Here is a 20,627-nt window from a genome sequence, read left to right as displayed (position 1 = left end):
AGACTATACGCTGAAACTGGCTACTCTAAGTTGAAAGAGCATCGCCCATCACGCCTTCAACCAGCCAATCGATCGTTTCTAGTTTCGGGTCTTGTAGCGCATATTGTTGCCCTGCCGGAATCACAACATTACCTTTGTTATCTTTGAGTTCTCCTTTAAAGATCACCAGGCTGCCATCCAACAGCTTTGCTTTAGCCGCTTCAGAAGCTTTTTGAGCCTCTGCGCTCACCGCACTACCATAGGGCGAGAGTTTACAAAACTCTTCTTTCAATCCTCCTCGAATCATGTGCGGAATGCCGCCATTGGTCAGCGTTTTGCCACTGCGAATCATCTCAGCATAATTTGAGTAAATCTTTGACCAATTCCACTCAACCCCAGTCAGATATCCCTTTGGCGCTAGACTCGACTGGTTAATGTGGTAGCCACACGAGTAAACTCCTCGCTTCTCAGCGGTCGTCATGACAACTTTCAAATTGTCAACGCGACTGATAATCACATCCGCACCTTGATCAATTAAACTATTGGTTGCTTCTGCTTCGCGCACCGGAAGTGACCAGTCTCCCGTGAAGATTGTTTGCACCTTTAAATCAGGCTTGACGCTCCGCGCTCCGAGGGCAAAAGCATTGACTTCACGCAGCACGATCGAGATGGGTTTAGGCACAACAAAACCCAGTTTTCCAGTCTTAGAGGTGTGAGCAGCCACAATTCCAGCAAGATAAGCAGGCTCAGTCAAATAGCCCAGATAAGAGCCAACATTTTTAGGATGAATGCCGTCTTTATAAAGTGCTCCTGGATGAAAAAACTGCACATCTGGAAACTCTTTCGCGAGTTTAAGAATATGCGGATCGTAGTAACCGTAAGAAGTGGGGAACAATACTTGTACGCCATCTTGTTGAATCATGTTCCGCATTGTTTCTTCTACAGCAGTGGTTTCGGGAACACTGGCTTCTTCTACGGTTTTGACACCACTCAGCCTTGAGGCATCTGCTTTACCTTGGGCATGAGATTGGTTGTAGCCATAGTCATCTTTAGGTCCGACGTAGATGAACCCCATTGTGAGAGTTTTTTCTACAGGCGTTGATTTAACTGAATTGGGAGTTGAGGTGCAGCCCGTCCAAAGCCGGGAAGTCACCCCAAAGGCTCCGGTTGCGATCAGTCCACGAATCACTTGACGGCGATTAAACGAAGGGCGGGTGGTCATAGTATTACTTTCCAAGTTATGTCAACATCTCCATACGCTCAGAGCACGAAGCTGACAGAGTATACCCACTTAACAGCGTTTTGTAGCAGTGAATCTCCGTCGATCGCGGTATTTGAGTTCTTTTTCAAAAGCCGCTACAGATGTCAAACGGAAGCGTGTCACCTTTTTGATCAGTTACGTCTCAACAAACCCTCTGATGATTTCGTCATCCTAAGCCCTTGCTCAATGCAGGTCTCTGAGTAAAAGGACTCCACTCAGAAAGCCTAATGGATTTGAAGGTTTCTCATTTTCTGCCGGGTCAGGCTCATGTCCCTTAGTCGCGGGGGAGCAGCGAGAGTCAAAACGAAAGCAGCAAACTCGATACCCTTTCAAGAAAACGGTCTTTCTGAGAGATATATCTCGAAATGTCACAATCTAGACTTTTCGTTAATAAGTGTTGCAAGTGCTTGATTGGGTTGCTAGGGTATGCGGGTCAACAAAGACCGATTGTTTTTCGTCTTGAGGAATTCTATATCCCACCCCTCATCTCAACTAGACGGAAGACCCAGACAGCGTTATACGTTGACGATCGACCGATCATTTACATCGAGCTTAAGCCCCCCACAAATCCAGATCCCAGGTTTATTTGCCCCCTTTTTCAGCGCAGAGATAAACCCTTACTATTGGAGGCTTCACCATGAATATTCAAGGAAAAACGATCCTTGTCACAGGCGCATCTCGTGGCATTGGACGAGCGATCGCCCTAGAATTTGCCCAGCAGGGCGCACAGAAAATTATCTTAGTGGCAAGAACTCATTCACGCTTGGTTGAAGTCGCTGTCGAAATCGCGGCTCTCGGTGCCGAAGCAGTTCCTTTAGCAGTGGACTTGACGCAACCAGTCGAGGTGAATATTAAAATCGCTCAAGCTTGGCGAGATTATGGACCAATTCATCTCTTGGTGAACTGTGCCGGAGTCGCTCATCAAGTTCCCTTTTTGCAGTCTCACTTGCCCGACATTCAAGAAGAGATGGCGATCAATCTGATGGGCATGTACACCATGACGCGGCTGATTGCGAGACGCATGGCAGTGCAGCGACAAGGAACGATTATTAATGTATCTAGCCTGATGGGGAAGATTGCGGCTCCTACGATGGCAACCTATTCGGCAACTAAGTTTGCGATTTTGGGCTTTACCCAAGCTTTGCGAAGTGAGCTATCGGATCACAATATTCAAGTGATTGCCCTTTTACCCTCTCTGACCGATACAGATATGGTGAAAAACTTTCAGTGGTTTCGATGGGTTGCACCGACCACTCCGCAAAAGGTGGCTCGATCGTTGGTGATGGGGCTACAAAAGGAATCGCCAGAGATCTTGGTGGGATGGCAAAGTCATCTAGCAGTCTGGGGAAACCGTTTTGCACCTTGGCTGATGGAGAAAGTTTCAAGACTGGCGGCTCCGTCTGAGGAGCGTCAAATCCTTGCAAGGCTTAAAGCGGCTGGGGCAAATTCACGTTAAAGCAGTCTACGATAGCCTCCTGAGCCAGGGGGCTATTCTCCACATTTCTAAAATGATGTACTTTATAGTTTGAAAAACGAATAACTAATTCTTAACTATGCTTCCACATTAAAAACAACACAGCGATCGCTCGTGCCCTTTTTAGAAAACAAATAGCGATGGGACAGAACCTCGAGCGTGAGATTAGGAGTATGACGACTCGATCTGCTCTGTCTCCAGAGAGATTGTGGCTTTCCTGAGATTGCGGCTACCTTTTTGTCAAGCAAAAACTCGTCGGTGGAGAAATCGATTTTGGTTGAGAGATCTGAAGAACTAAGAGTCATTGCAGAAATGACTCAGTATTTGCGTGACACCTTAGAGTAACCCCATCCAGTATTTGGAAACTTACTAATCTGTCCCTTTGCGAAACAAGCTCGGCTCAACGATCAGATTCGCTTTTTTGTGTATGGGTTTACTCCGGCTGACTTAGACATGGCTTCTCCTCTGACGATCGCGATCGCGCAATTTGTGCAGTCTAAAAAGCATCAAGTCCTGTTCATGATTCATTCCCATCCCCAAGCAATGGAACTCGATCAGTTGCTTGCCTTTGTAGAGCGATTGGATCAGCAGATCCAGGCACTTCATCTGACAGCATTAGGTGGACATCCTGATGATCCATTCAACATTCAGGGGGTTAAGACTCGACGAGAACCGTACGCAAATGTAACCATTCAAAGCATCGAAAAGCTCAAACAAGCGTCCGATCTGCTTGCCAACACGCGCTACTACGAAAATTGGACTCCTGACTCTCTTGAAAGGGTTGGGCATCCGCGATAAGTGACCACTGAGCTAACGCAACTGACTCGAATGGGAACTACAGGCATCTTCGATCGAGTCTCCAACCTTCTGTTCAGAAAACTCTTCCACTCACCTGTTGATCCCAATATCCACCCAGCAACTGATTTCAAGCTCGTATCAAAAACAGTTTCACAAGCAGATCAGAGCTTTCTCAAACTGCATACTAGCGAGCCTGTCGAGGAACAGGAGCTAATGACTCGACTCCATTGCCCGCAGAAGCAAGACCATCTAGCCCTTGCACGAGCCGATCGAGTTCCTGTTGCATCTGCATACCCACTCGATCGTAGCAAGCATCTACATAAGCCCGATCGCTGGCTGCTGCCCGACCCGATCGCTCAAACACGATCGGCGCACAGATCCGAGTGTGAATCTGCATAGGCAACGGGATGTTGGGCAACGGACCCACTGCCAACCCCCACGGCAATCCCAGGTAAATGGGAAAGACAATCGGGTCAATCCCCAACAGCCAGGGCATTCCCCACTCATGCAGTTGTCGCAACTGCGGGTAAAGATTCGCCAAGATGATCAGCGTCTCATGAGCACCCATTGAGATAGCGGGGACAATGGGCACCCCTTCGCGCAGTGCCAGTTTAATAAACCCTTTCCGCCCTGCAAAATGAATGCGGTGCCGATCGTGGTGCGGTCTCCACAAATCTTCAGCGCCGCCAGGGTAAACAAGAACTGCCGCACCTCGTCGTAGAGCAGCCGTTGCCGTGTGAGGGTGCGCTCTAATTGCTCCCAACTGCACCGTCAATTTAGAATACCCAGGAACCATCCAGACGTTGGGGTGCATCAGCCCATACACTAATCGCTCTGAGCCAAAGCGGTGGAACCAGTCCACCATAAACATCAAAGTGTCAGGGGCGATCATGCCACCATTATGAGACCCGACAATTAACAGCTTTCCGGAGGAAGGGAGATGATGCCAGCCGTCGGTCGTCACCCGAAAATAGTGACGATAGAGCCAATCTCCCCAGGGCAGAAGCGCTTGGATGACGCTCGGTTCCCGTCCATCTAGTGACCACCCATCAAACCGACTTGTGCTATTCCGGTAACTTTTCATCGACGCTTTAAAAGAGTCAGCCACCCACTATAAAGCGAAAGGGTCATAACTGGCTTCTTAGAGCACATCTCGCACAGATACTCCTCGCTTCTACTTCGAGAATAAGGCTGTGCCCCTGATCCTGTTAGTCTTCAACGTCCACACCTGGCACATAGAAGAGCTGGTGACAAGACTCGAACTTGCGACCGGCTGATTACAAATCAGCTGCTCTACCAACTGAGCTACACCAGCAACGCTATCAATATATCAGATTTTGTCCGATGCCCTGCGAGACTACAGCTTGGATCACATGAAATCACTGCGGTTTTAACAAGCAACTCGTTTTTCGAGCTAGCCGTTTGATCCGAGTTCTTAGCATTACATACGTGTGCCTAACCTTTTGCGTCACCGAGATTTTCTGAACATTGCTCTTACATTGAGTAAGGATATCGGCTCTGCAAAGCTGGACAGTAACGTGTTGATTACAAAGTCCTTTGTCTGCCATCTAGGATTACTCGCTGTCACCCGAACTTAGAACCATATTGTGTAGTATAAACATTCTATTTAACGAACGAGTAGCCAACCGTAAGTTAAAACACCCAGACCTGCAATCCCAACGATCGCCTCTCGCTGCTCGTTCCACAGGCGACGAATTCCGCTAAACAAATAGGCGAAAGACTCGCGGCGCGATCGACTCAGGTCGGTCATTAGTTTCTTGACTCTGGCGTTGACTTCAGCGATCGATACGTCGCCTTGCTGGTAAGCCACTTCGAGTTTGTCTAATTCTCGCCAATAATCACGAGTCGCTTCCATCAAATCGGGAATCATTGCTGAGATCCTTCTCACTGTGAAGTTATATATCGTAATGTAACGCATTCTTCACAGTGAGGACTCTGCATTTAGGTCAGGGTGTCAAGGGGCTGTCGCATTCCGATAGAAGGATTTCATCTCAGCAAACCAGCTTTGACGGGATTGATCCCAGGCGTAAAACATATGCCCACCTTGATAATGAGTCAGTTTGAGATTGGGTCGAATCTCAGGGTCAAGTTTCATCAAATCGGCTAGGTGATTCGAGGCGAAATAGGGCGTGACGAGATCAAAGAGTCCGTGGGTGATATAGACACGCATATAGGGGTTGAGCGTCATTCCGACTCGCAAATCGTCGATCGAGCCGAGGTCTAATTCCCCTTTTAAGTCAAACTTCCACGCTTTAAAGACTTCGAGGTTGAGCAGGTGATAAGACAGGTCAGTTTCAACGCCCAAGGTGTCGCGCAACTGGCTGTTAATCGCTCCAGTAAATAAGCGATCGAGTCCGTCGAGGGTCGGGTCGATGCCTTGATAAGTGGTGCGATTGGGGAAAGGATCGATCGCCGTAATCGATGCGTCATAGAGTCCGACAACGCGCTGCTGATCGCGGAGCAGTTCTCTCGCAAATACTTCAATGCCGACTCGTCCGGCTTGTCTCTCGATCAGGGCAAGCGGTAAACCAATCAAATCGGCTAACTGCTGGTAAACGGTGTGACGCTCATCGGGAGTGCTGTGATCGCCGATCGCCAGAAATGGAATCAGAGTTCTACGAGCAAAGCGCTCTGCGGCAGCGGTTTGAGCGGACAGATCTCCAGGTTCACCGACCCACCGAGCGCGACCGTGATGAGCCGCCGCCGCCGCTAAAGAAGGCAGCAGTGTCGCCCAAGAAGTAAGCGTGTAGTCGTTTCCGCCCAATAAACTAAACTCTAACGCTGGAGAAATCAAGATCGCGCCCGAAAGCCCCACGCCAAAGTCTTGCTGAAGTTTTCGGGCAAGCCTTGCAACTCGGAACCCGCCGTAGCTTTCACCCGCAATCAGGACTGGAGACAGCCAGCGTTTGTGGCGAGACAGAAACCGTTGAATGAATTCGCCGAGGGATTTTAAGTCTCGATCGACTTCCCAAAATTCGGTTTCTTTGGGCGGCTCCTGATTGGGTTTTTCACCTGGCTTATCAGATGCGTCTTTATCTTTGGGTAAACTGCGGCTGAAGCCTGTGCCGATCGGGTCAATAAACACGAGATCGGTAAAGCTCAACCAGCTTTCAAGATTATCGACTAACCGAACTGGTGGCTTGGGCAACCTGCCATTCTCGCCAAACTGGATGCGCTTTGGACCTAACGCTCCCATGTGCAAGTAGGCAGAGGCGGCTCCCGGTCCACCGTTAAACACAAACGTGATTGGACGGGTTGGTAGGTCGTCTGTCTCAGCGAGATAGGCAACGTGAAACATTTCAGCGATCGGCTTTTCTTGATCAAACAGGGTCTGCCACTCGGCAGAGGCAGTGTAGCGAATCAGTTGATCAGAAAGCGCGAGGGTGTGTTCGGTTTGACTCGATTTGCGGGTGACGGGTGAACTAGGCGTATCAGACATCAGAGGAAATCTCGTAAGAAATGTAGCTCCTGAATTTTATCGGAAACTGCGCTTAGAGATTTCTTAATGACCTGACCAACGCAAAACGACGACTTCTTCACGCAACTGTTCTTTAGTTGCCGTTGCCGATCGAGTCCGAAATAAGTCGATGCTGACGACTTCATAGCCGAGCGATTTGGCAATATCTGCCAACAGGGCTCCGGTACGAATCATGACGCGGAGATAGGACGCTTGATCGCCCACCACATAAGCAAGCTGGGCACCCGGACGCAAGATGTGCCGCAAATCTGCCAGATGTCTTGCCATGCCGCCAAAATAAAGCCGCGTTGCTCTGGCATACATGCGCTCAAAGCCGCTCGTTTTGCCGAGTTCGATGCGTTTGGCTTCGATTTCGTTGGCGATGCGCTGAATTTCGACATGATCGGCAACCCAGCGATCGTCGTCATCGGCTGCATAGACACTGCGAGAATTCGATCGCATCAAGCCTTTTTTGAGGGTTCGCAGTTCTGCTTTGTCGTTGATAAATCCTAAAATCACCGATTCTAACCGGGTCGTGCGCGTATAGTCTTTCTCGTTGGGGTAGGGCGGAGAGGTGATTACGATGTCGATCGAGTTAGGTTTTAAGACGTGAACAAGTTGACGAGAATCGGCATGATGCACGATCGCGGGTGCGTCTGGCAGAGTTTTGAGATGGCGGAGATCATGGGCAATGGTCTCAATTCCCTCTAGCCAAGAATCCACCACTTGAGCATCGGTTTTAGCTTTGCTAACGCCCACTTCTGGACCAAAGTGCAGATTACTAATTGAGAATACTAACGCTTTCGCCAATGCCAACCGTTCGTGATGATAATAAGGCGACTCGGAGTGCTGTTTAATTTGCTCTAAAAGCACCAATGATTTGTGGAGCGGCAAAGGACTAATCGAGTTTTTGAGCAGCAGTTTAAAGCGATCGTCGGACAGAGTTTGCAGAGGGTCGTCGGCTCGATCGAGAATCGTTTCAGTCGCTTCAGCAATTTGATGGGCATGGCGCAGCAACTCATCGGGGTCAACGCTCCAATCGAGTTTCACCGTTCCGGCAAACCATGCCATCGGGTTTGCCTCAACGCCCATACTGGGAACGCCTCGTTTTTTACATTCAACAACGGTTGTGCCTGTTCCACAAAACGGATCGAGAACTTGCTGCGATTCATCGACCCCAAACTTCTCCAAATAATCTTGCACTAAATGCGGTGGAAACGACAAAATAAACCGATACCAACTATGGGCGGTTTGGTCTTCAACGCGAAGGTGATTGAGTTCTGAATTGTTAGACTCTAGTTTGAGATGGGGAATGAGCGGCTGAATATATTGCAAGGGAACGGCAGAAGTTTTGGCAAGAGTAGCACTGGCATTTTACTGAGAGCAAGTGTATGGATGCAAGCGATAGAGGGCGCGATCGTCGCTGATCACTTAGGCAGCAACACGCAAGCACGTTCTATACGTTACTCAGTATGATACGAACGAGTATCGTTATTTCACTGCATTTTACGTTATGGATTTCTCAATCATAGTCCAGCAAAAAGTGAGTTCGATCGGGGTTGCTCGATCGGCAAGCCTGCCCCTGAAGTTGTTTCTAGCCCTAGTATTAGGGTCGCTGTCGGGCATCTCGTTTCTAGGACGTGTCGCGATCGCAAAGCCCGTTCAGTCATCAGCGCTTTCAGCAGAACAGAAATTAGATCGAATGTTTTCGTCAGACATTAGAACCACTCTTAATTCTTGCGTAAAACAGGGAGGGGTCAATCTAGCCGCAGGGGCAGACCGGGATGGCTCTATCATCTGCGGTAACGGTTGGCACAAATCTCCGGTGAAATTCACAACCTACGTCAACACGTTGACAGACTTTGAAACTGCTGGTGTTCTTTTAGGGTTTCAAGCGGGGGTGAAATCGAGTCCTAACTACAAGCCTGAATTGCTCACTGCCTTCATGAACTCTTTTGAGACGAGTGGCAAACTCAGACAAGCAGTACAGGGTTTTGTCACTATCGCAGTCGTTAAACCAGGTCTTTTGCCCAAAGACTCTACCCAATCTGCAAGCTTTTTGACGGATCGAATTTTGCAGCGATCGCGTCCATTTCTCCAAAATTCCACTAAGTTTGAAAACCTCTTAGGAATGCCGGATGAGTATGGTGTCATCGCTGAAAATTTTTGTGCAGCGCCCGGAATGAGCACTACGCAAGCCAAAAAACTTGCCCCAAACCTCGACTCTGTACAGATGTTTGCGATCTGTTTTCAAGAATCTGGGCTAGCAGACGCAGTAACTCAAGAAGTGGGTCGCTCAAATCGTGCTAAACGCTAGAGCCGCGATAAGCTCTAATCGTTGAGACATACAACCGAAATGTGCCAGGAGTAAATTTGGGATTGAGTGCCCCGTCATACTCAAATTTACTCAGCATCAGTTGCAGCGATCGCAGATGTTGAGCCGCGATCGGGCTGGCATCCTTCAGCGTTTTTGCCCGAAATGCCGGAACCAATTCTGAAAACGGGGCTTTGACAGTGATCCACTCATCCGCCACGGTGTCAAACGAATAGGTGTAGGCGATGCTGTCCCACTTTTCATCGTCACGGGCGATGAACTTGTAGCGATTGCCATCGCCTTTGACACGCAGTTCTATCCCGTCGTAGTCTGAGAGATTGGCAGGCGGCTCAAAATTGCGAGTCCGAACTGAGGCAAACCCACCCGAATTTTCAGTCGAGACATTGCCCGTAAACAGCGCTGCCCGATCGATCTGCTGAAACGAACTCGCGCTCACGCCGCCCATCACGACATCATCTAAAGCTCCCCACAAACTAATCGTGCCCGACGGATTGCTAAAGTCAAACAAGTCTGACGGATTACCGATCGGCTGAGAAGGCGTGCTACCTTGAACCATTTTCTGAAGCCAGCTTACAAAAGGAATCACCTCAAAGTATGCCAGGGTTTGCACAAATCGACCTGCATCCCATTGAGCCATTTGCTTATCCTCACGCACTAGACGATCTTCAGCTTAACGAATCTGGCGACGACATTCTGCTGCAAAACTGCGTTAACCTCCAGATGCAGAGTGTGATTAGAGCAGCATGGGATTTCAGCCACCGGGTTTTGGTCAAAAATTTATTCAGACTTCGCTGGGCACGATCGCCTACTACACGTCAGTTGGGGCACCGTGGACGATCGACGATTCACAGCCGACCATCCTGTTTCTTCACAGTTTTGGGGGCGGCTCGTCTGCCTACGAATGGTCAAAAGTGTATGCGGCATTTGCCGATACGCATCGCATCATCGCACCCGATTTGATTGGCTGGGGCAACTCTGCTCACCCAACGCGAGACTATCGAGTTGAAGATTATTTGGTCACGATCGCCGAACTGATTCAGCAAGTCTCATCTTCGCCTGTAACAGTGGTGGCATCTTCGCTGACGGGTGCGATCGCGATTCGTCTCGCGGTGCAAAAACCAGAGCTTTTCCGATCACTCTATCTCGTCTGCCCATCGGGATTTGATGATTTTGGGCAAGGAGCAGGGCGACGAATTCCTCTACAAATTATTAATACGCCGATTCTCGATCGCTTCATCTATACGATCGGGGCGACGAATGAGATTGCCGTTCGCAACTTTTTGGAGCAGTTTTTGTTTGCCGATCGGACACGCATCACCGATGAAATGGTTGCCGCTTATTTAGACTCTGCCCAACAGCCCAACGCTGAATATTCTGCATTGGCATTTTTGCGAGGCGATCTCTATTTTGATTTGTCTCTATATTTGTCTCAGTTGACAGTGCCCACGTCGATTTTGTGGGGCGAGTCGGCACAGTTCACCAACGCGGCATTGGGGCAGCGATTGGCGCAACTAAACCCGCAGGCAGTGCGAGAATTTCAGGTTTTACCCCAGGCTGGAGTGCTAGCACATCTCGAACAGCCGGGAGTCGTGACTGGCTTGCTGGGACGTTGGTTAAAGAATTTTGGCTAATCTCGCAGAAGTCATGCCTCTACGAGATTGCTCGATCGCTACTTGGTAGGCTGAGTCGCCCGGTTAGGAAACGGTGCATCCACAAAGCCAAGCTCTAGAAGCTGCTGGTAGGATTTTTGCCCCAAATCGCGAGTCGGCTGTTGACTACCGATAATCTGAACCAGGAGAGGCACCGCTAATTCTGGCTGATTTTGTGCCCGATGCACGAGCGCCAGTTGATAAGTAGACTGATCGCGCATTTGAGCCGCTTCAAGGGCTTTTTTGCGCTGGCTGTCTGCCACCCGATTATCGATTCCAGAGAAGCTGGTCGCCAATTGTTGATAGAAATTTGAAAGCTGGTTAAATACCTGACGCGCTTCTTGCAGTTTTTTGGTTGCTAACGGATAATTTTGGCTATTGACAGCTTTGTTCGCCTCATCCATCAGCCGTTGCCCACCCTGAGCGCTGAGAAGGCTATCGTTTTGGACGCGGACAGAATCGTTATCAGGTTGAATGGTGCCAGGAGGAGACGAAGGTGCAGGAGTTTGGGCACTTACGGCTCTGGTCAAAGTTAAACTTGCCAGAACTGACAGCGAAATCAATCCTGGGAGACAAAGGCGGCGAACAGTTCCAGCAGCTACCATGAATGACCTTTTATAGTGACAGGAAAGAGGACAGTTTTAGACTCTGGTTATCTTATCACTACGCGACTGTTTCACAGTACGATCGCCGTTAATGACAACAATCCAGCAGTTTCAAATCCCTAGTTGGATTGTCTCGACGAAAATCTCCTAAATAAGTTCCGAGTGAGTTAAATTGCAGTCAGATTGATGAGGCATCTATGACGAACCCCTCCAACTTGCCGAATTCTGCTCAAAATAGTCCCGCTAATGCCAGTGTCTCTGAAGGAAACCGGGGCAAAATTCTTCAGCGTGGGGGAGAAGAGTTGCTGCTAGAAAAGGTGGAAGATCGCTTCACAGTCCACGCTGGGTCAGGTCAGCAAGCGAGAGACTTGGCAAATCAATTTCCGGCGACGATCGCCCCTGGCATCGCTCCGCCTGAGTTGACAGAATTTGTGGTCGATCCTGCCCAAAAAGACAAAGACCAGGTGCTAAACGAGGTTCGTCAAGACACCAATGTCGAATATGCCAGCCATGTCTATCAGGTCAAAAATAGTCCAGCGTCGCGAATTTATTTGACGAATCAGATCACGATTCAGTTTACGCCGACGGTCAGCGCCGAGACGATCGCCGCTATCACCTCTGAGCTGGGGCTAAGACAGGTGAAGCCGATCGTCGGAGTCAGCAACGCCTTTGTGTTTGAACTCACCGCCGCCGCCACCGAGAACCCGATGAAGATCACGAATCGGCTGATCGCTCGCACCGATGTGATGACCGCAGAGCCCAACATAATCGTCAAAACCGAGTCGCACTATCGTCCCAAAGATCCGCTCTATGGTAAACAGTGGCACCTCAACCACACCGGAGGAGCCGGATTAGCGTCAGGTTCCCACGTGTTTGCCGAACAAGCCTGGGATGTGACGCGGGGCAGTCGCTCGATCGTGGTTGCCGTCATGGACGATGGCATGGATCTCAATCATCCCGATTTTCAAGGAGTCGGTAAAATCGTCGCTCCGAGAGACTTTAAAGGCGACGATTTTGACCCGGAACCCGATGAAGCCGGAGAAGATCACGGCACCTCTTGCGCTGGAGTCGCCGTTGCCGAAGAGAATGGATTTGGGGTGGTGGGGGCGGCTCCTGGCTGTGCGCTAATGCCCATTCGGACGACGGGCTTCCTGGATGACGACGCGATCGAGTCTCTGTTTGGCTGGGCGATGACCAAAGGTGCGGCGGTGATTTCCTGTAGCTGGGGTCCGAGTGCCGTTTATTTTCCGCTATCGCTGCGGCAGCGGGCGGCTCTGACTCGCGCTGCCACTGAGGGACGCAACGGCAAAGGCTGTGTAATTGTGTTTGCGGCTGGAAATGCCAACCGTCCGACCAACGGCACGATCAACGAGTCGGGCTGGGAGCGCAATGCGATCAGCGGTGCAACGCAGTGGTTAGGCGGGTTTACCGTTCATCCCGATGTGCTGGCGATTTCCGCCTGCACGAGTCTGAGCAAAAAAGCCGCCTACAGCAACTGGGGCGGAGAAATTGCAGTGTGTGCGCCGAGCAATAATGCGCCGCCCGGAGTAGGATTGCCCGACTTGGGCTATGTGGCAACGCCGCCGCAAGTCAGAGTTCAGCTTCAGGGTTTGGGGGTGTTTACAACCGATCGGGTCGGCGCGGCTGGATATGATGCCAGTAGCTTCACTTCAGATTTTGGCGGCACGTCGAGCGCAACGCCTCTCGTCGCTGGAGTTGCGGCATTAGTGCTGTCGGCAAATCCTGATCTCACGGCTCAAGACGTGCGCCAAATTTTGCAGCAAACCGCCGACAAGATTGTCGATAATGATGCCGATCCACAGTTGGGTCTACGCAAAGGCACCTATGAGTCAAATGGACGCTGTGATTGGTTTGGCTATGGCAAAGTCAATGCGGCAAAGGCAGTTCAGGCGGCAGTTCAACGACAGGCAATGATTGCGGCATCATCGCGATCGATTCCTGTGCAAAACAATGTGAGTGTTGCGATTCCTGACAACAATCCTCAAGGAATCGTCAGCGTGATTCAAATTGCAGACAGTGCGATCGTGCGAGATATACAAGTGGCGTTGGATATTGATCACACTTATTTAGGTGATTTAGAAGTGAGTTTAGTGTCGCCTTCTGGCAGCGTGGTGATGCTGCAGGGTCGCACATTGGGACGAAGAACAAAACTGCAAATAATCTACTCGCTGCAAACTACGCCAACGCTGAAAAAATTTTTGGGGCAACAGACTCAAGGACGCTGGCAGCTACGCGTCGTAGATCAGATCGCAAATGATATAGGAACGCTAAATTGGTGGAAATTAACGCTGGGCGCTTAAAGACTATAGTTTAAGTGAAATCCTCGATCGAGCCTCGTATGGCTCTATTTCGATTCAGAAAAATTGATCGAGAAGTGCCGCCTATTGACGAGGATCTTTGAAATTGAGTCAGACTTTAAAGAATTAGTTGAGTGTTTGGTTCTAAGTCAACTAATTCTAAATCAAGAGAGATTAACCATGACGATCATATCCTTGCCCACTAAAACCTATACCCCTGACGAATATCTGACTCTGGAGGTTGAATCAGAAACTCGCAATGAATACCGCAACGGAGAAATTGCACTCATGCCTGGTGGAACTCCTGATCACAATCAGATTGCTGTTGCTCTTAACGGGCTGTTATGGTTTGCACTTAGGGGGAAAGCCTACAGCGTTTTCATCGCGGATCAGCGACTCTGGATTCCTGAGCGCAATATTTATACTTACCCGGATGCCATGATTGTGCCAAAACCTGTCGAGCTACAGCCAGGACGGAAAGATACGGTTACAAACCCGATTTTGATTGTGGAAGTGCTGTCTGATTCAACTAAAGCTTACGATCGAGATGAGAAGTTTGCGGCATATCGGACGATCGCGACGTTTCAGGAGTATCTATTGATCGATCAGTACCAGCCGCATTTGGAGCAGTATGTGAAACAACGTGCAAATCAATGGCTATTTACGGAGTACAACGGTTTGGAGGCAAAGGTTTCGCTGGCGACGGTTGGGGTTGAGATTGCGCTGGCAGACCTTTATGAGAATGTTGAACCTTAAAGCTATTTGTGTTTTTATTCTCATACTGCAACGGGATTGGACAAGGCAGTAGGATGAGAAATGAAGAATGAGAGACGAATTGATGGCTGGCGAAACTCGGACTGAGACAGATAGTATGGGCACGATCGCCGTTCAAACCGATCGCTATTGGGGCGCACAGACGCAGCGATCGCTGATTTATTTTGCGATCGGGCATGACACGATGCCCAGAGAATTAATTCGAGCATTTGGCATTCTCAAACGAGCCGCCGCGACCGTCAATCAAACCTTGGGCAAACTGCCAGATGACACAGCCCAACTGATTGTCCGGGCGGCTGACGAAGTGATTGCTGGACGGTTAGACGATCATTTTCCGTTAAGTGTGTGGCAGACAGGGAGCGGCACTCAAACAAATATGAATGCCAATGAGGTGATTTCTAATCGCGCGATCGAGCTTGAAAACGGCGTGTTAGGTAGTAAAACTCCCGTTCATCCCAATGATCACGTCAATATGTCGCAGTCGTCTAATGATACGTTCCCAACGGCGATGCACATTGCAGCTTCAGAAGTAATCCATCAGCGTCTGATTCCGACTGTGAAGACATTGCGAGATGCGTTATCTATCAAATCAAATGAGTTTGAAGACATCATTAAAATTGGTCGAACTCACTTGATGGATGCCGTTCCGCTCACGTTAGGTCAAGAATTCTCTGGCTATGTCGCCCAACTCGATCGGAGCTTACAGCGCATCCAGGCGACCCTGCCCGAATTATATGAGTTAGCGATCGGGGGAACCGCCGTCGGCACAGGTCTCAACACTCACCCTGAATTCGCAGAGCGATCGGCGGCAGAAATTGCTCAACTAACCGGACTTCCGTTTATCAGTGCGCCCAATAAATTTGCAGCATTGGCAGCCCATGACGCGATCGTGTCAACCAGTGGCGCACTCAAAGCGCTAGCGTGTAGCTTGATGAAAATCGCTAATGATCTGCGCTGGATGGGTTCCGGTCCGCGCTGTGGATTGGGAGAATTAATTTTGCCTGCTAACGAGCCAGGGTCGTCAATTATGCCGGGAAAGGTTAACCCAACCCAGTGTGAAGCGATGACGATGGTGTGTGTGCAGGTGATGGGGAATGATGCCACGATCGGATTTGCCGGAAGTCAAGGCAATTTTGAACTCAACGTCTTCAAACCCGTTATGATTCACAATCTTTTACATTCTATTCGGTTATTATCGGATGCGTGTAGTTCGTTTACCGATCACATGGTCGTTGGGATTCAACCCAATCGCGATCGCATTGACTATTTTCTCAATAACTCATTAATGTTAGTGACGGCGCTGAATCCAAAAATTGGCTACGATGCCTCGGCTCAAGTTGCCAAAAAAGCCTATCAAGACAACACGACTCTAAGAGCAGCTTGCGTCGAATTGGGCTATTTTACGGGCGAAGAATTTGACTCGATCGTGCGACCCGAACAAATGATCAGCCCATCTTGAACCTCTGAGTTATTTTTTAATTTGACCCTGACACGGTTCAGCTGTCTTCACCGCGCCTCCAAGTCGAACATTACGTTTTGTCAAGACTAATGAGAGATTCCTCTTCCTTTCCGGCACCAAAACTCGGTACACTAAGAAATGAATTCTGAGATACCGCAATAATCAATCATTATGAGCGTAGTTAGCCAAGTCATCCTACAAGCCGACGACGAACTCCGTTATCCTACGAGCGGCGAGTTGAAAGGCATAAAAGAATTTTTTCAAACCGGAGCGCAGCGAACCCGCATCGTCGAAGCTCTCTCAGCCAATGAGAAAAAGATCGTAGAGCAAGCCAGCAAGAACCTTTGGAAAAAGCGCCCTGACTTTATCGCCCCCGGCGGCAACGCCTACGGCAACCGCGAACGCGCCCTCTGTCTGCGCGACTATGGCTGGTATCTCCGCCTAGTCACCTATGGGGTATTGGCGGGTGATAAAGACCCGATCGAAAAAATCGGTCTGATCGGTGCAAGAGAAATGTATAACGCTTTGGGCGTGCCTGTTCCGGGCATGGCAGAAGCGATGCGCTGCCTCAAAGATGCCTCTCTCGCGCTGTTAAGCACTGAAGACGGGGCAGAAGTCGCTCCCTACTTTGACTACCTCGTTCAAGGGATGTCTTAGACATCGACCTCAAATCCTGAATAGTATTGACTTCCCCACGATCGAGGGGAGTTTCTGGCTCTCAAACGGTCAGAACTTGCTCGATGGTGGGGAAACTTTTTATTGATAAATTTCCGAAAATAGAGAAGTCCAGATTGATTTCTAAGCTGTGATGACTCAACTCGACAAAATTCTAACCTTCTGGTTTGGTGACGTGCAGGATATCTCACGGTTGAAGCCCCGCAAGGCTTGGTTTACCAAAGATCCGGCGTTTGACGAAACGGTGCGGCAGTTCCAACCTGACTATGAGCAAGCCGCTGCCGATCACCTCGATCGGTGGATGGACTCACCTCAAGGCTGTTTGGGGCTTGCCCTTCTACTCGATCAGTTTCCAAGGAATCTGTTTCGGGGTCAGCCGCGATCGTTCGCCACCGATCCCAAAGCGCTTTCTGTGGCACAACACGCCATTGCTCAGAGATTCGATCAGCAACTGCTGACCGTTCAGCGCCAGTTTCTCTACTTTCCCTTAGAGCACAGCGAAAACTTAGAGCATCAACATCAGGCGGTGACTCTCTTTCACCATTTCAGCGACGATGCCGATTTGTGTGACACCTACGATTTTGCCCTGAGACATCAAGCCATCGTCCAGCGGTTCGGACGCTTCCCCCATCGCAATCAGATTCTCGGACGCACCTCCACGCCCGAAGAAGCCGAATTTCTCACTCAGCCAGGCTCATCTTTTTAACCCCTAAAACCGATGAATAGATCACTCTCGATTACCCCAACCGCCGACCAGATTGCTCAGACTCGGCAGGCGATCGACATCTATATTCAGACTGTAGATGCCAACCCCGATCGCCGGGTGGGGGCATATCCCTATTATCTGTTTCACGAGCCAGGAGAAGCAATTCAGGGCACGGTGATGCTCTTTCACGGCTTTAGCGCCAAGCCCCATCAGATGTGGAGACTTGCGGATTATCTGTTTCGCAATGGGTTTAACGTTTATCAGCCTTCGATCGCAGGGCACACCCTGATCAATCCGGCTAAAAACTGGTGTCAGGTTGATCTCAAGCCGCAATATGCAGAGCCGCTTAAGAAAAGAGTCCAGGAAGACCCGATTTTAAGCAACTACTTTAAGAATTTGGCAGAAAATCCGAATAGCTTTTCTCGACCCAATCGATTGCAGCAAATGGCGCTGATCGCCCGTCTAATGACGCTTGAACCACGATTGCCAGACATCGTAAAATCTCTAGAGACGGCTGACGATCCTGACTTTGACAAGTACTTCATTTCATCTCACGATCGCTATCTCACAGACGCTGAATCGCGATTAACCGAATTGGATGCGATGCCCGGTGACCTCTACACCGTGGGACTGTCAGTCGGTGGCGCGGTCGCGGTCGCATTGGCATCGGCTCGACCCGATCGAGTCCAGCGAGTGGTGGCGTATGCTCCGTTGCTCAAAATCTATGGCGAAGAGCGCAGACAATATGTGAATTTGGCAGGTCCGCTCGACATCAGCGAGTCAGGTTGGGATGCCAATCTGCGGTTTCCCGTCGGGGCGTTGACTGCCGTCGATCGCTTTGGCAGCAGCGTCGTTTTAAGCGAGAAAAGTATCCAGGTGCTGAAAGAGGTGCCTACATTTTTAGTGCTGACTGAAAACGAAGATGCGGCAGATATCCAAACCAATAAAGATTTCTATCAGCAGATCGGCGGCGATGATCACGGCAACGCCTTCTACCTTTATGAAGCACAAGATCTCGTGCCTCACCCGATGATTGACCCGACTGAAGTAAGCCAGAACATGAGTAACCGCTTTTGGCAAAGCCTCTATCAAGAGACGTTTCGCTTCTTGACGACAGGCAGAGCAAGCGCGGTTAACCTCAAAAGCCTAGAGCAAGATGCAGATCTTCCGATCGTTCCGTCTGTTTAAGACTACAGATTTCTGAATCTAGTAGAGACTCTATGGAACGCCTCTACTAGATTCAATCTTCTACAACGTCCCGTATCCTCGCCAAACGCCCACCAGCACGCCTTGAACATCTACTTGAGCCGCCGGAACTTCGGTGACAGGGTAAAGTTCTCGATTGGGGTTGCCGGGTTGCAGAATCACCTTGCTGCCTTTTCGCTGGAAATATTTGAGGGTTGTTTTGCCTTCGACTCGCGCCGCGACGATCGCGTTGTTCTTCAAAATCTTCGGGTCGGGCACGGGCTGCATAATCACAACATCGCCATCGTCAATCAGCGCATCAATCATGCTGTGTCCTCGCACTTTTAAGGCAAAGTGCTGGGGTTTGAGTAACAGGCTAGAGAGATCGAGATGCTCGACTTCGGTGTCAGAAAAGTTTTCAACCAGACTCGTTGCCGCGATCGCGCCCAAAATCGGCACTCCTTTGGGTTCTGGGTGCAGGAGCCGAATCGTGCGAGCCTGTCCTTCTGTCCAAGAGATGTAGCCTTTGTTTCGCAGATGCTCTAGTCGGCTCTGGACGGGGGCTGGCGACTTGAGATTCATCGCTGCCATCATCTGTCGAATCGAGGGAGAATGCTGATGTTGATGAATGTATTCAGCTAACCAGTCGTAGAGTTGCCGTTGGGCTTCAGTGAGTGATTCCAGCATAATATAGTACAAATTACAGAACTTTTAGAACATTTGTATCACGTATTAGTACAATCGTCCAGTGATTTAAGCAAAATATTTTCAAGAACACTTGTATCATTAATTCTAACATTTGTCTTGTGCTCAAAAAAAGATTGCGATCGTTCTCAGTGCAGTTCGTTTGCAATAATAAGTGTGTTGATAAAACGCTGTTCTAGATCGGTGACTTATGACTGCTGTTGAAACCACTCCTCGTCTCGCCTCTCGCGTTGTGAATGGCATTCTCGCCATTAAACCGCTCTTTAATTTGGCGAAATATCAAGCGCGTCAAATGATGATTAAGCGGGCAGAATCGATCGGCGTGAACTGGCTTCAGGATGCAGAAAAGCTGCGATCGCGAGATTGGACGATCGAATTTAATCGGGTCAACAATCCTGATTTAGTCTATCCCGATTATTATCTGCGTCCCTTCCACGCCTACAACGAAGGAAATCTCGGCTGGGAGCCTGCTGCTGAAGTCGAAGTTGCCGCTCACGCCGTTCATGCCCGAATTTGGAAAGATGCGGGAGCAGCAGGCGATTCTCGACTCCGACAAAGCTATCATGACGTGTTGAAAGCTCAACTGCTTACAGCCCCGGATGATATTGTGGACTTGGGCTGTAGCGTTGGCATGAGCACCTTTGCGCTACAAAAGACGTTTCCCAACGCCAAGATTACCGGAGCCGATTTGTCGCCCTATTTTTTGGCGGTTGCCGACTACCAAACCCAACACTCAGACCAAAACTCGCCGACTTGGGTTCACGCCGCTGCTGAATCGACAGGTTTGCCGTCTGCCTCATTTGATTTAGTGTCGGCGTGTTTGATGTTTCACGAGTTGCCGAGAGGGGCAGCGATCGAGATTTTGCAGGAGGCAAAGCGATTACTGCGTCCCGGCGGACATCTGGCAATCATGGATATGAATCCTAAATCCGAAATTTATGCCAAGATGCCGCCCTACATTTTGACGCTGCTCAAAAGCACTGAGCCGTATATGGATGATTACTTTTCGTTCGATTTAGAAGGGGCGATCGTTCAAGCAGGGTTCACTCAGCCGACTCTAGTGGGTAACACTCCACGTCACCGCACGATCGTCGCTCAAGCGAAATAACAGGGCAGATAAAATATCCGCCGTGCACAACCAGTGCGCGACTTTCCTAAAACGTCGGCAAAGACTGCCCTCACCCTAGCCCTCTCCTGCGGGAGAGGGAACCGGAACTTTCCCAAAG

The 20,627-nt window shown here is 49.7% G+C and carries 20 protein-coding genes and 1 tRNA gene; 11 read left to right on the top strand and 10 right to left on the bottom strand.

Annotation, left to right across the window (positions count from 1 at the left end; translation table 11 throughout):
* Positions 1-25: 25 nt before the first annotated feature.
* Positions 26-1,201 (bottom strand): BMP family ABC transporter substrate-binding protein, encoded by a 1,176-nt coding sequence (locus A8707_RS09570; protein ID WP_068816585.1) that lies wholly within the window; start codon positions 1,199-1,201, stop codon positions 26-28.
* A gap of 676 nt (positions 1,202-1,877) precedes the next feature.
* Here A8707_RS09570 and A8707_RS09565 point away from each other — a divergent pair.
* Positions 1,878-2,696: an SDR family NAD(P)-dependent oxidoreductase gene (locus A8707_RS09565; protein WP_068816584.1), complete on the top strand. Its 819-nt coding sequence runs from the start codon at positions 1,878-1,880 to the stop codon at positions 2,694-2,696.
* 95 nt (positions 2,697-2,791) lie between these two features.
* Here the strand turns inward: A8707_RS09565 and A8707_RS29630 are convergent, their stop codons facing one another.
* Positions 2,792-3,019, bottom strand: a complete 228-nt coding sequence (locus A8707_RS29630) for a hypothetical protein (RefSeq protein WP_068816583.1) — start codon at positions 3,017-3,019, stop codon at positions 2,792-2,794.
* Positions 3,020-3,167: 148 nt separating this feature from the next.
* Here A8707_RS29630 and A8707_RS09555 point away from each other — a divergent pair, with 148 nt between their 5' ends.
* On the top strand, positions 3,168-3,512 hold the full coding sequence (locus tag A8707_RS09555) for a hypothetical protein (RefSeq protein WP_197484709.1): 345 nt from the start codon (positions 3,168-3,170) through the stop codon (positions 3,510-3,512).
* Between the two features lie 184 nt (positions 3,513-3,696).
* Here A8707_RS09555 and A8707_RS09550 read toward each other — a convergent pair whose 3' ends face one another.
* From A8707_RS09550 to A8707_RS09530, 5 genes are all read right to left on the bottom strand, one after another.
* On the bottom strand, positions 3,697-4,620 hold the full coding sequence (locus A8707_RS09550) for a lysophospholipid acyltransferase family protein (RefSeq protein WP_068816581.1): 924 nt from the start codon (positions 4,618-4,620) through the stop codon (positions 3,697-3,699).
* A gap of 134 nt (positions 4,621-4,754) precedes the next feature.
* Positions 4,755-4,827 (bottom strand) — tRNA-Thr (locus A8707_RS09545).
* Between the two features lie 312 nt (positions 4,828-5,139).
* Positions 5,140-5,403, bottom strand: a complete 264-nt coding sequence (locus A8707_RS09540; protein ID WP_068816580.1) for a hypothetical protein — start codon at positions 5,401-5,403, stop codon at positions 5,140-5,142.
* Between the two features lie 84 nt (positions 5,404-5,487).
* Entirely contained in the window at positions 5,488-6,972 is a 1,485-nt protein-coding gene (locus A8707_RS09535; protein WP_068816579.1) for a S10 family peptidase, read from the bottom strand.
* A gap of 63 nt (positions 6,973-7,035) precedes the next feature.
* Positions 7,036-8,325 carry a DNA methyltransferase gene (locus A8707_RS09530; protein ID WP_231947998.1) on the bottom strand — a complete coding sequence of 430 codons (1,290 nt, stop codon included), beginning with the start codon at positions 8,323-8,325 and terminating at the stop codon, positions 7,036-7,038.
* Between the two features lie 178 nt (positions 8,326-8,503).
* Between A8707_RS09530 and A8707_RS09525 the strand changes: the two genes are divergently transcribed.
* The gene (locus tag A8707_RS09525) at positions 8,504-9,307 is read left to right on the top strand and encodes a hypothetical protein (RefSeq protein WP_068816578.1); all 804 of its coding nucleotides are present in this window, start codon (positions 8,504-8,506) and stop codon (positions 9,305-9,307) included.
* On the opposite strand, the gene A8707_RS09520 is transcribed toward A8707_RS09525, so the two are convergent.
* The gene (locus A8707_RS09520) at positions 9,297-9,962 is read right to left on the bottom strand and encodes a CIA30 family protein (RefSeq protein ID WP_068816577.1); all 666 of its coding nucleotides are present in this window, start codon (positions 9,960-9,962) and stop codon (positions 9,297-9,299) included. The two genes, A8707_RS09525 and A8707_RS09520, sit on opposite strands and share 11 nt — an antisense overlap.
* Before the next feature lie 106 nt (positions 9,963-10,068).
* On the opposite strand from A8707_RS09520, the gene A8707_RS09515 reads away from it, so the two are divergent.
* Positions 10,069-10,956 (top strand): alpha/beta fold hydrolase, encoded by an 888-nt coding sequence (locus tag A8707_RS09515; protein WP_068816576.1) that lies wholly within the window; start codon positions 10,069-10,071, stop codon positions 10,954-10,956.
* Between the two features lie 38 nt (positions 10,957-10,994).
* Here A8707_RS09515 and A8707_RS09510 read toward each other — a convergent pair whose 3' ends face one another.
* Positions 10,995-11,579 carry a hypothetical protein gene (locus A8707_RS09510; protein ID WP_068816575.1) on the bottom strand — a complete coding sequence of 195 codons (585 nt, stop codon included), beginning with the start codon at positions 11,577-11,579 and terminating at the stop codon, positions 10,995-10,997.
* A gap of 197 nt (positions 11,580-11,776) precedes the next feature.
* Here A8707_RS09510 and A8707_RS09505 point away from each other — a divergent pair, with 197 nt between their 5' ends.
* From A8707_RS09505 to A8707_RS09480, 6 genes are all read left to right on the top strand, one after another.
* On the top strand, positions 11,777-13,900 hold the full coding sequence (locus A8707_RS09505) for a S8 family serine peptidase (RefSeq protein ID WP_082906302.1): 2,124 nt from the start codon (positions 11,777-11,779) through the stop codon (positions 13,898-13,900).
* A 177-nt stretch (positions 13,901-14,077) separates the two neighbouring features.
* Positions 14,078-14,653 (top strand): Uma2 family endonuclease, encoded by a 576-nt coding sequence (locus A8707_RS09500; RefSeq protein ID WP_068816621.1) that lies wholly within the window; start codon positions 14,078-14,080, stop codon positions 14,651-14,653.
* 67 nt (positions 14,654-14,720) lie between these two features.
* Entirely contained in the window at positions 14,721-16,130 is a 1,410-nt protein-coding gene (fumC, locus tag A8707_RS09495; protein WP_231947997.1) for a class II fumarate hydratase, read from the top strand.
* Positions 16,131-16,301: 171 nt separating this feature from the next.
* A complete protein-coding gene (locus A8707_RS09490; RefSeq protein ID WP_068816574.1) occupies positions 16,302-16,787 on the top strand; it encodes an allophycocyanin subunit alpha-B in 486 nt (161 codons plus the stop codon).
* A gap of 151 nt (positions 16,788-16,938) precedes the next feature.
* Positions 16,939-17,511, top strand: a complete 573-nt coding sequence (locus A8707_RS09485) for a DUF924 family protein (protein ID WP_068816573.1) — start codon at positions 16,939-16,941, stop codon at positions 17,509-17,511.
* A gap of 12 nt (positions 17,512-17,523) precedes the next feature.
* Complete coding sequence (locus A8707_RS09480) at positions 17,524-18,699, top strand: alpha/beta fold hydrolase (RefSeq protein WP_068816572.1); 1,176 nt, start codon at positions 17,524-17,526, stop codon at positions 18,697-18,699.
* A 60-nt stretch (positions 18,700-18,759) separates the two neighbouring features.
* Here A8707_RS09480 and lexA read toward each other — a convergent pair whose 3' ends face one another.
* Positions 18,760-19,383 (bottom strand): transcriptional repressor LexA, encoded by a 624-nt coding sequence (gene lexA / locus A8707_RS09475; RefSeq protein WP_331711695.1) that lies wholly within the window; start codon positions 19,381-19,383, stop codon positions 18,760-18,762.
* Positions 19,384-19,591: 208 nt separating this feature from the next.
* Between lexA and A8707_RS09470 the strand changes: the two genes are divergently transcribed.
* Entirely contained in the window at positions 19,592-20,509 is a 918-nt protein-coding gene (locus tag A8707_RS09470; protein WP_068816571.1) for a class I SAM-dependent methyltransferase, read from the top strand.
* The last annotated feature ends 118 nt before the right edge of the window (positions 20,510-20,627 follow it).

The organism is Phormidesmis priestleyi BC1401 (assembly GCF_001650195.1).
GTDB classification, from domain to species: Bacteria; Cyanobacteriota; Cyanobacteriia; order Leptolyngbyales; family Leptolyngbyaceae; genus Phormidesmis_A; species Phormidesmis_A priestleyi_B.
This window is presented reverse-complemented; position numbering and strand designations above follow the sequence as displayed.

Bases quoted from the DNA above. Each gene is read 5' to 3' on its own strand.
- A8707_RS09570 (WP_068816585.1), bottom strand. From the start codon at position 1,201: ATGACCACCCGCCCTTCGTTTAATCGCCGTCAAGTGATTCGTGGACTG.
- A8707_RS09565 (WP_068816584.1), top strand. From the start codon at position 1,878: ATGAATATTCAAGGAAAAACGATCCTTGTCACAGGCGCATCTCGTGGC.
- A8707_RS29630 (WP_068816583.1), bottom strand. From the start codon at position 3,019: ATGACTCTTAGTTCTTCAGATCTCTCAACCAAAATCGATTTCTCCACC.
- A8707_RS09555 (WP_197484709.1), top strand. From the start codon at position 3,168: ATGGCTTCTCCTCTGACGATCGCGATCGCGCAATTTGTGCAGTCTAAA.
- A8707_RS09540 (WP_068816580.1), bottom strand. From the start codon at position 5,403: ATGATTCCCGATTTGATGGAAGCGACTCGTGATTATTGGCGAGAATTA.
- A8707_RS09535 (WP_068816579.1), bottom strand. From the start codon at position 6,972: ATGTCTGATACGCCTAGTTCACCCGTCACCCGCAAATCGAGTCAAACC.
- A8707_RS09525 (WP_068816578.1), top strand. From the start codon at position 8,504: ATGGATTTCTCAATCATAGTCCAGCAAAAAGTGAGTTCGATCGGGGTT.
- A8707_RS09520 (WP_068816577.1), bottom strand. From the start codon at position 9,962: ATGGCTCAATGGGATGCAGGTCGATTTGTGCAAACCCTGGCATACTTT.
- A8707_RS09515 (WP_068816576.1), top strand. From the start codon at position 10,069: ATGGGATTTCAGCCACCGGGTTTTGGTCAAAAATTTATTCAGACTTCG.
- A8707_RS09510 (WP_068816575.1), bottom strand. From the start codon at position 11,579: ATGGTAGCTGCTGGAACTGTTCGCCGCCTTTGTCTCCCAGGATTGATT.
- A8707_RS09505 (WP_082906302.1), top strand. From the start codon at position 11,777: ATGACGAACCCCTCCAACTTGCCGAATTCTGCTCAAAATAGTCCCGCT.
- A8707_RS09500 (WP_068816621.1), top strand. From the start codon at position 14,078: ATGACGATCATATCCTTGCCCACTAAAACCTATACCCCTGACGAATAT.
- fumC (WP_231947997.1), top strand. From the start codon at position 14,721: ATGAGAGACGAATTGATGGCTGGCGAAACTCGGACTGAGACAGATAGT.
- A8707_RS09490 (WP_068816574.1), top strand. From the start codon at position 16,302: ATGAGCGTAGTTAGCCAAGTCATCCTACAAGCCGACGACGAACTCCGT.
- A8707_RS09485 (WP_068816573.1), top strand. From the start codon at position 16,939: ATGACTCAACTCGACAAAATTCTAACCTTCTGGTTTGGTGACGTGCAG.
- A8707_RS09480 (WP_068816572.1), top strand. From the start codon at position 17,524: ATGAATAGATCACTCTCGATTACCCCAACCGCCGACCAGATTGCTCAG.
- lexA (WP_331711695.1), bottom strand. From the start codon at position 19,383: ATGCTGGAATCACTCACTGAAGCCCAACGGCAACTCTACGACTGGTTA.
- A8707_RS09470 (WP_068816571.1), top strand. From the start codon at position 19,592: ATGACTGCTGTTGAAACCACTCCTCGTCTCGCCTCTCGCGTTGTGAAT.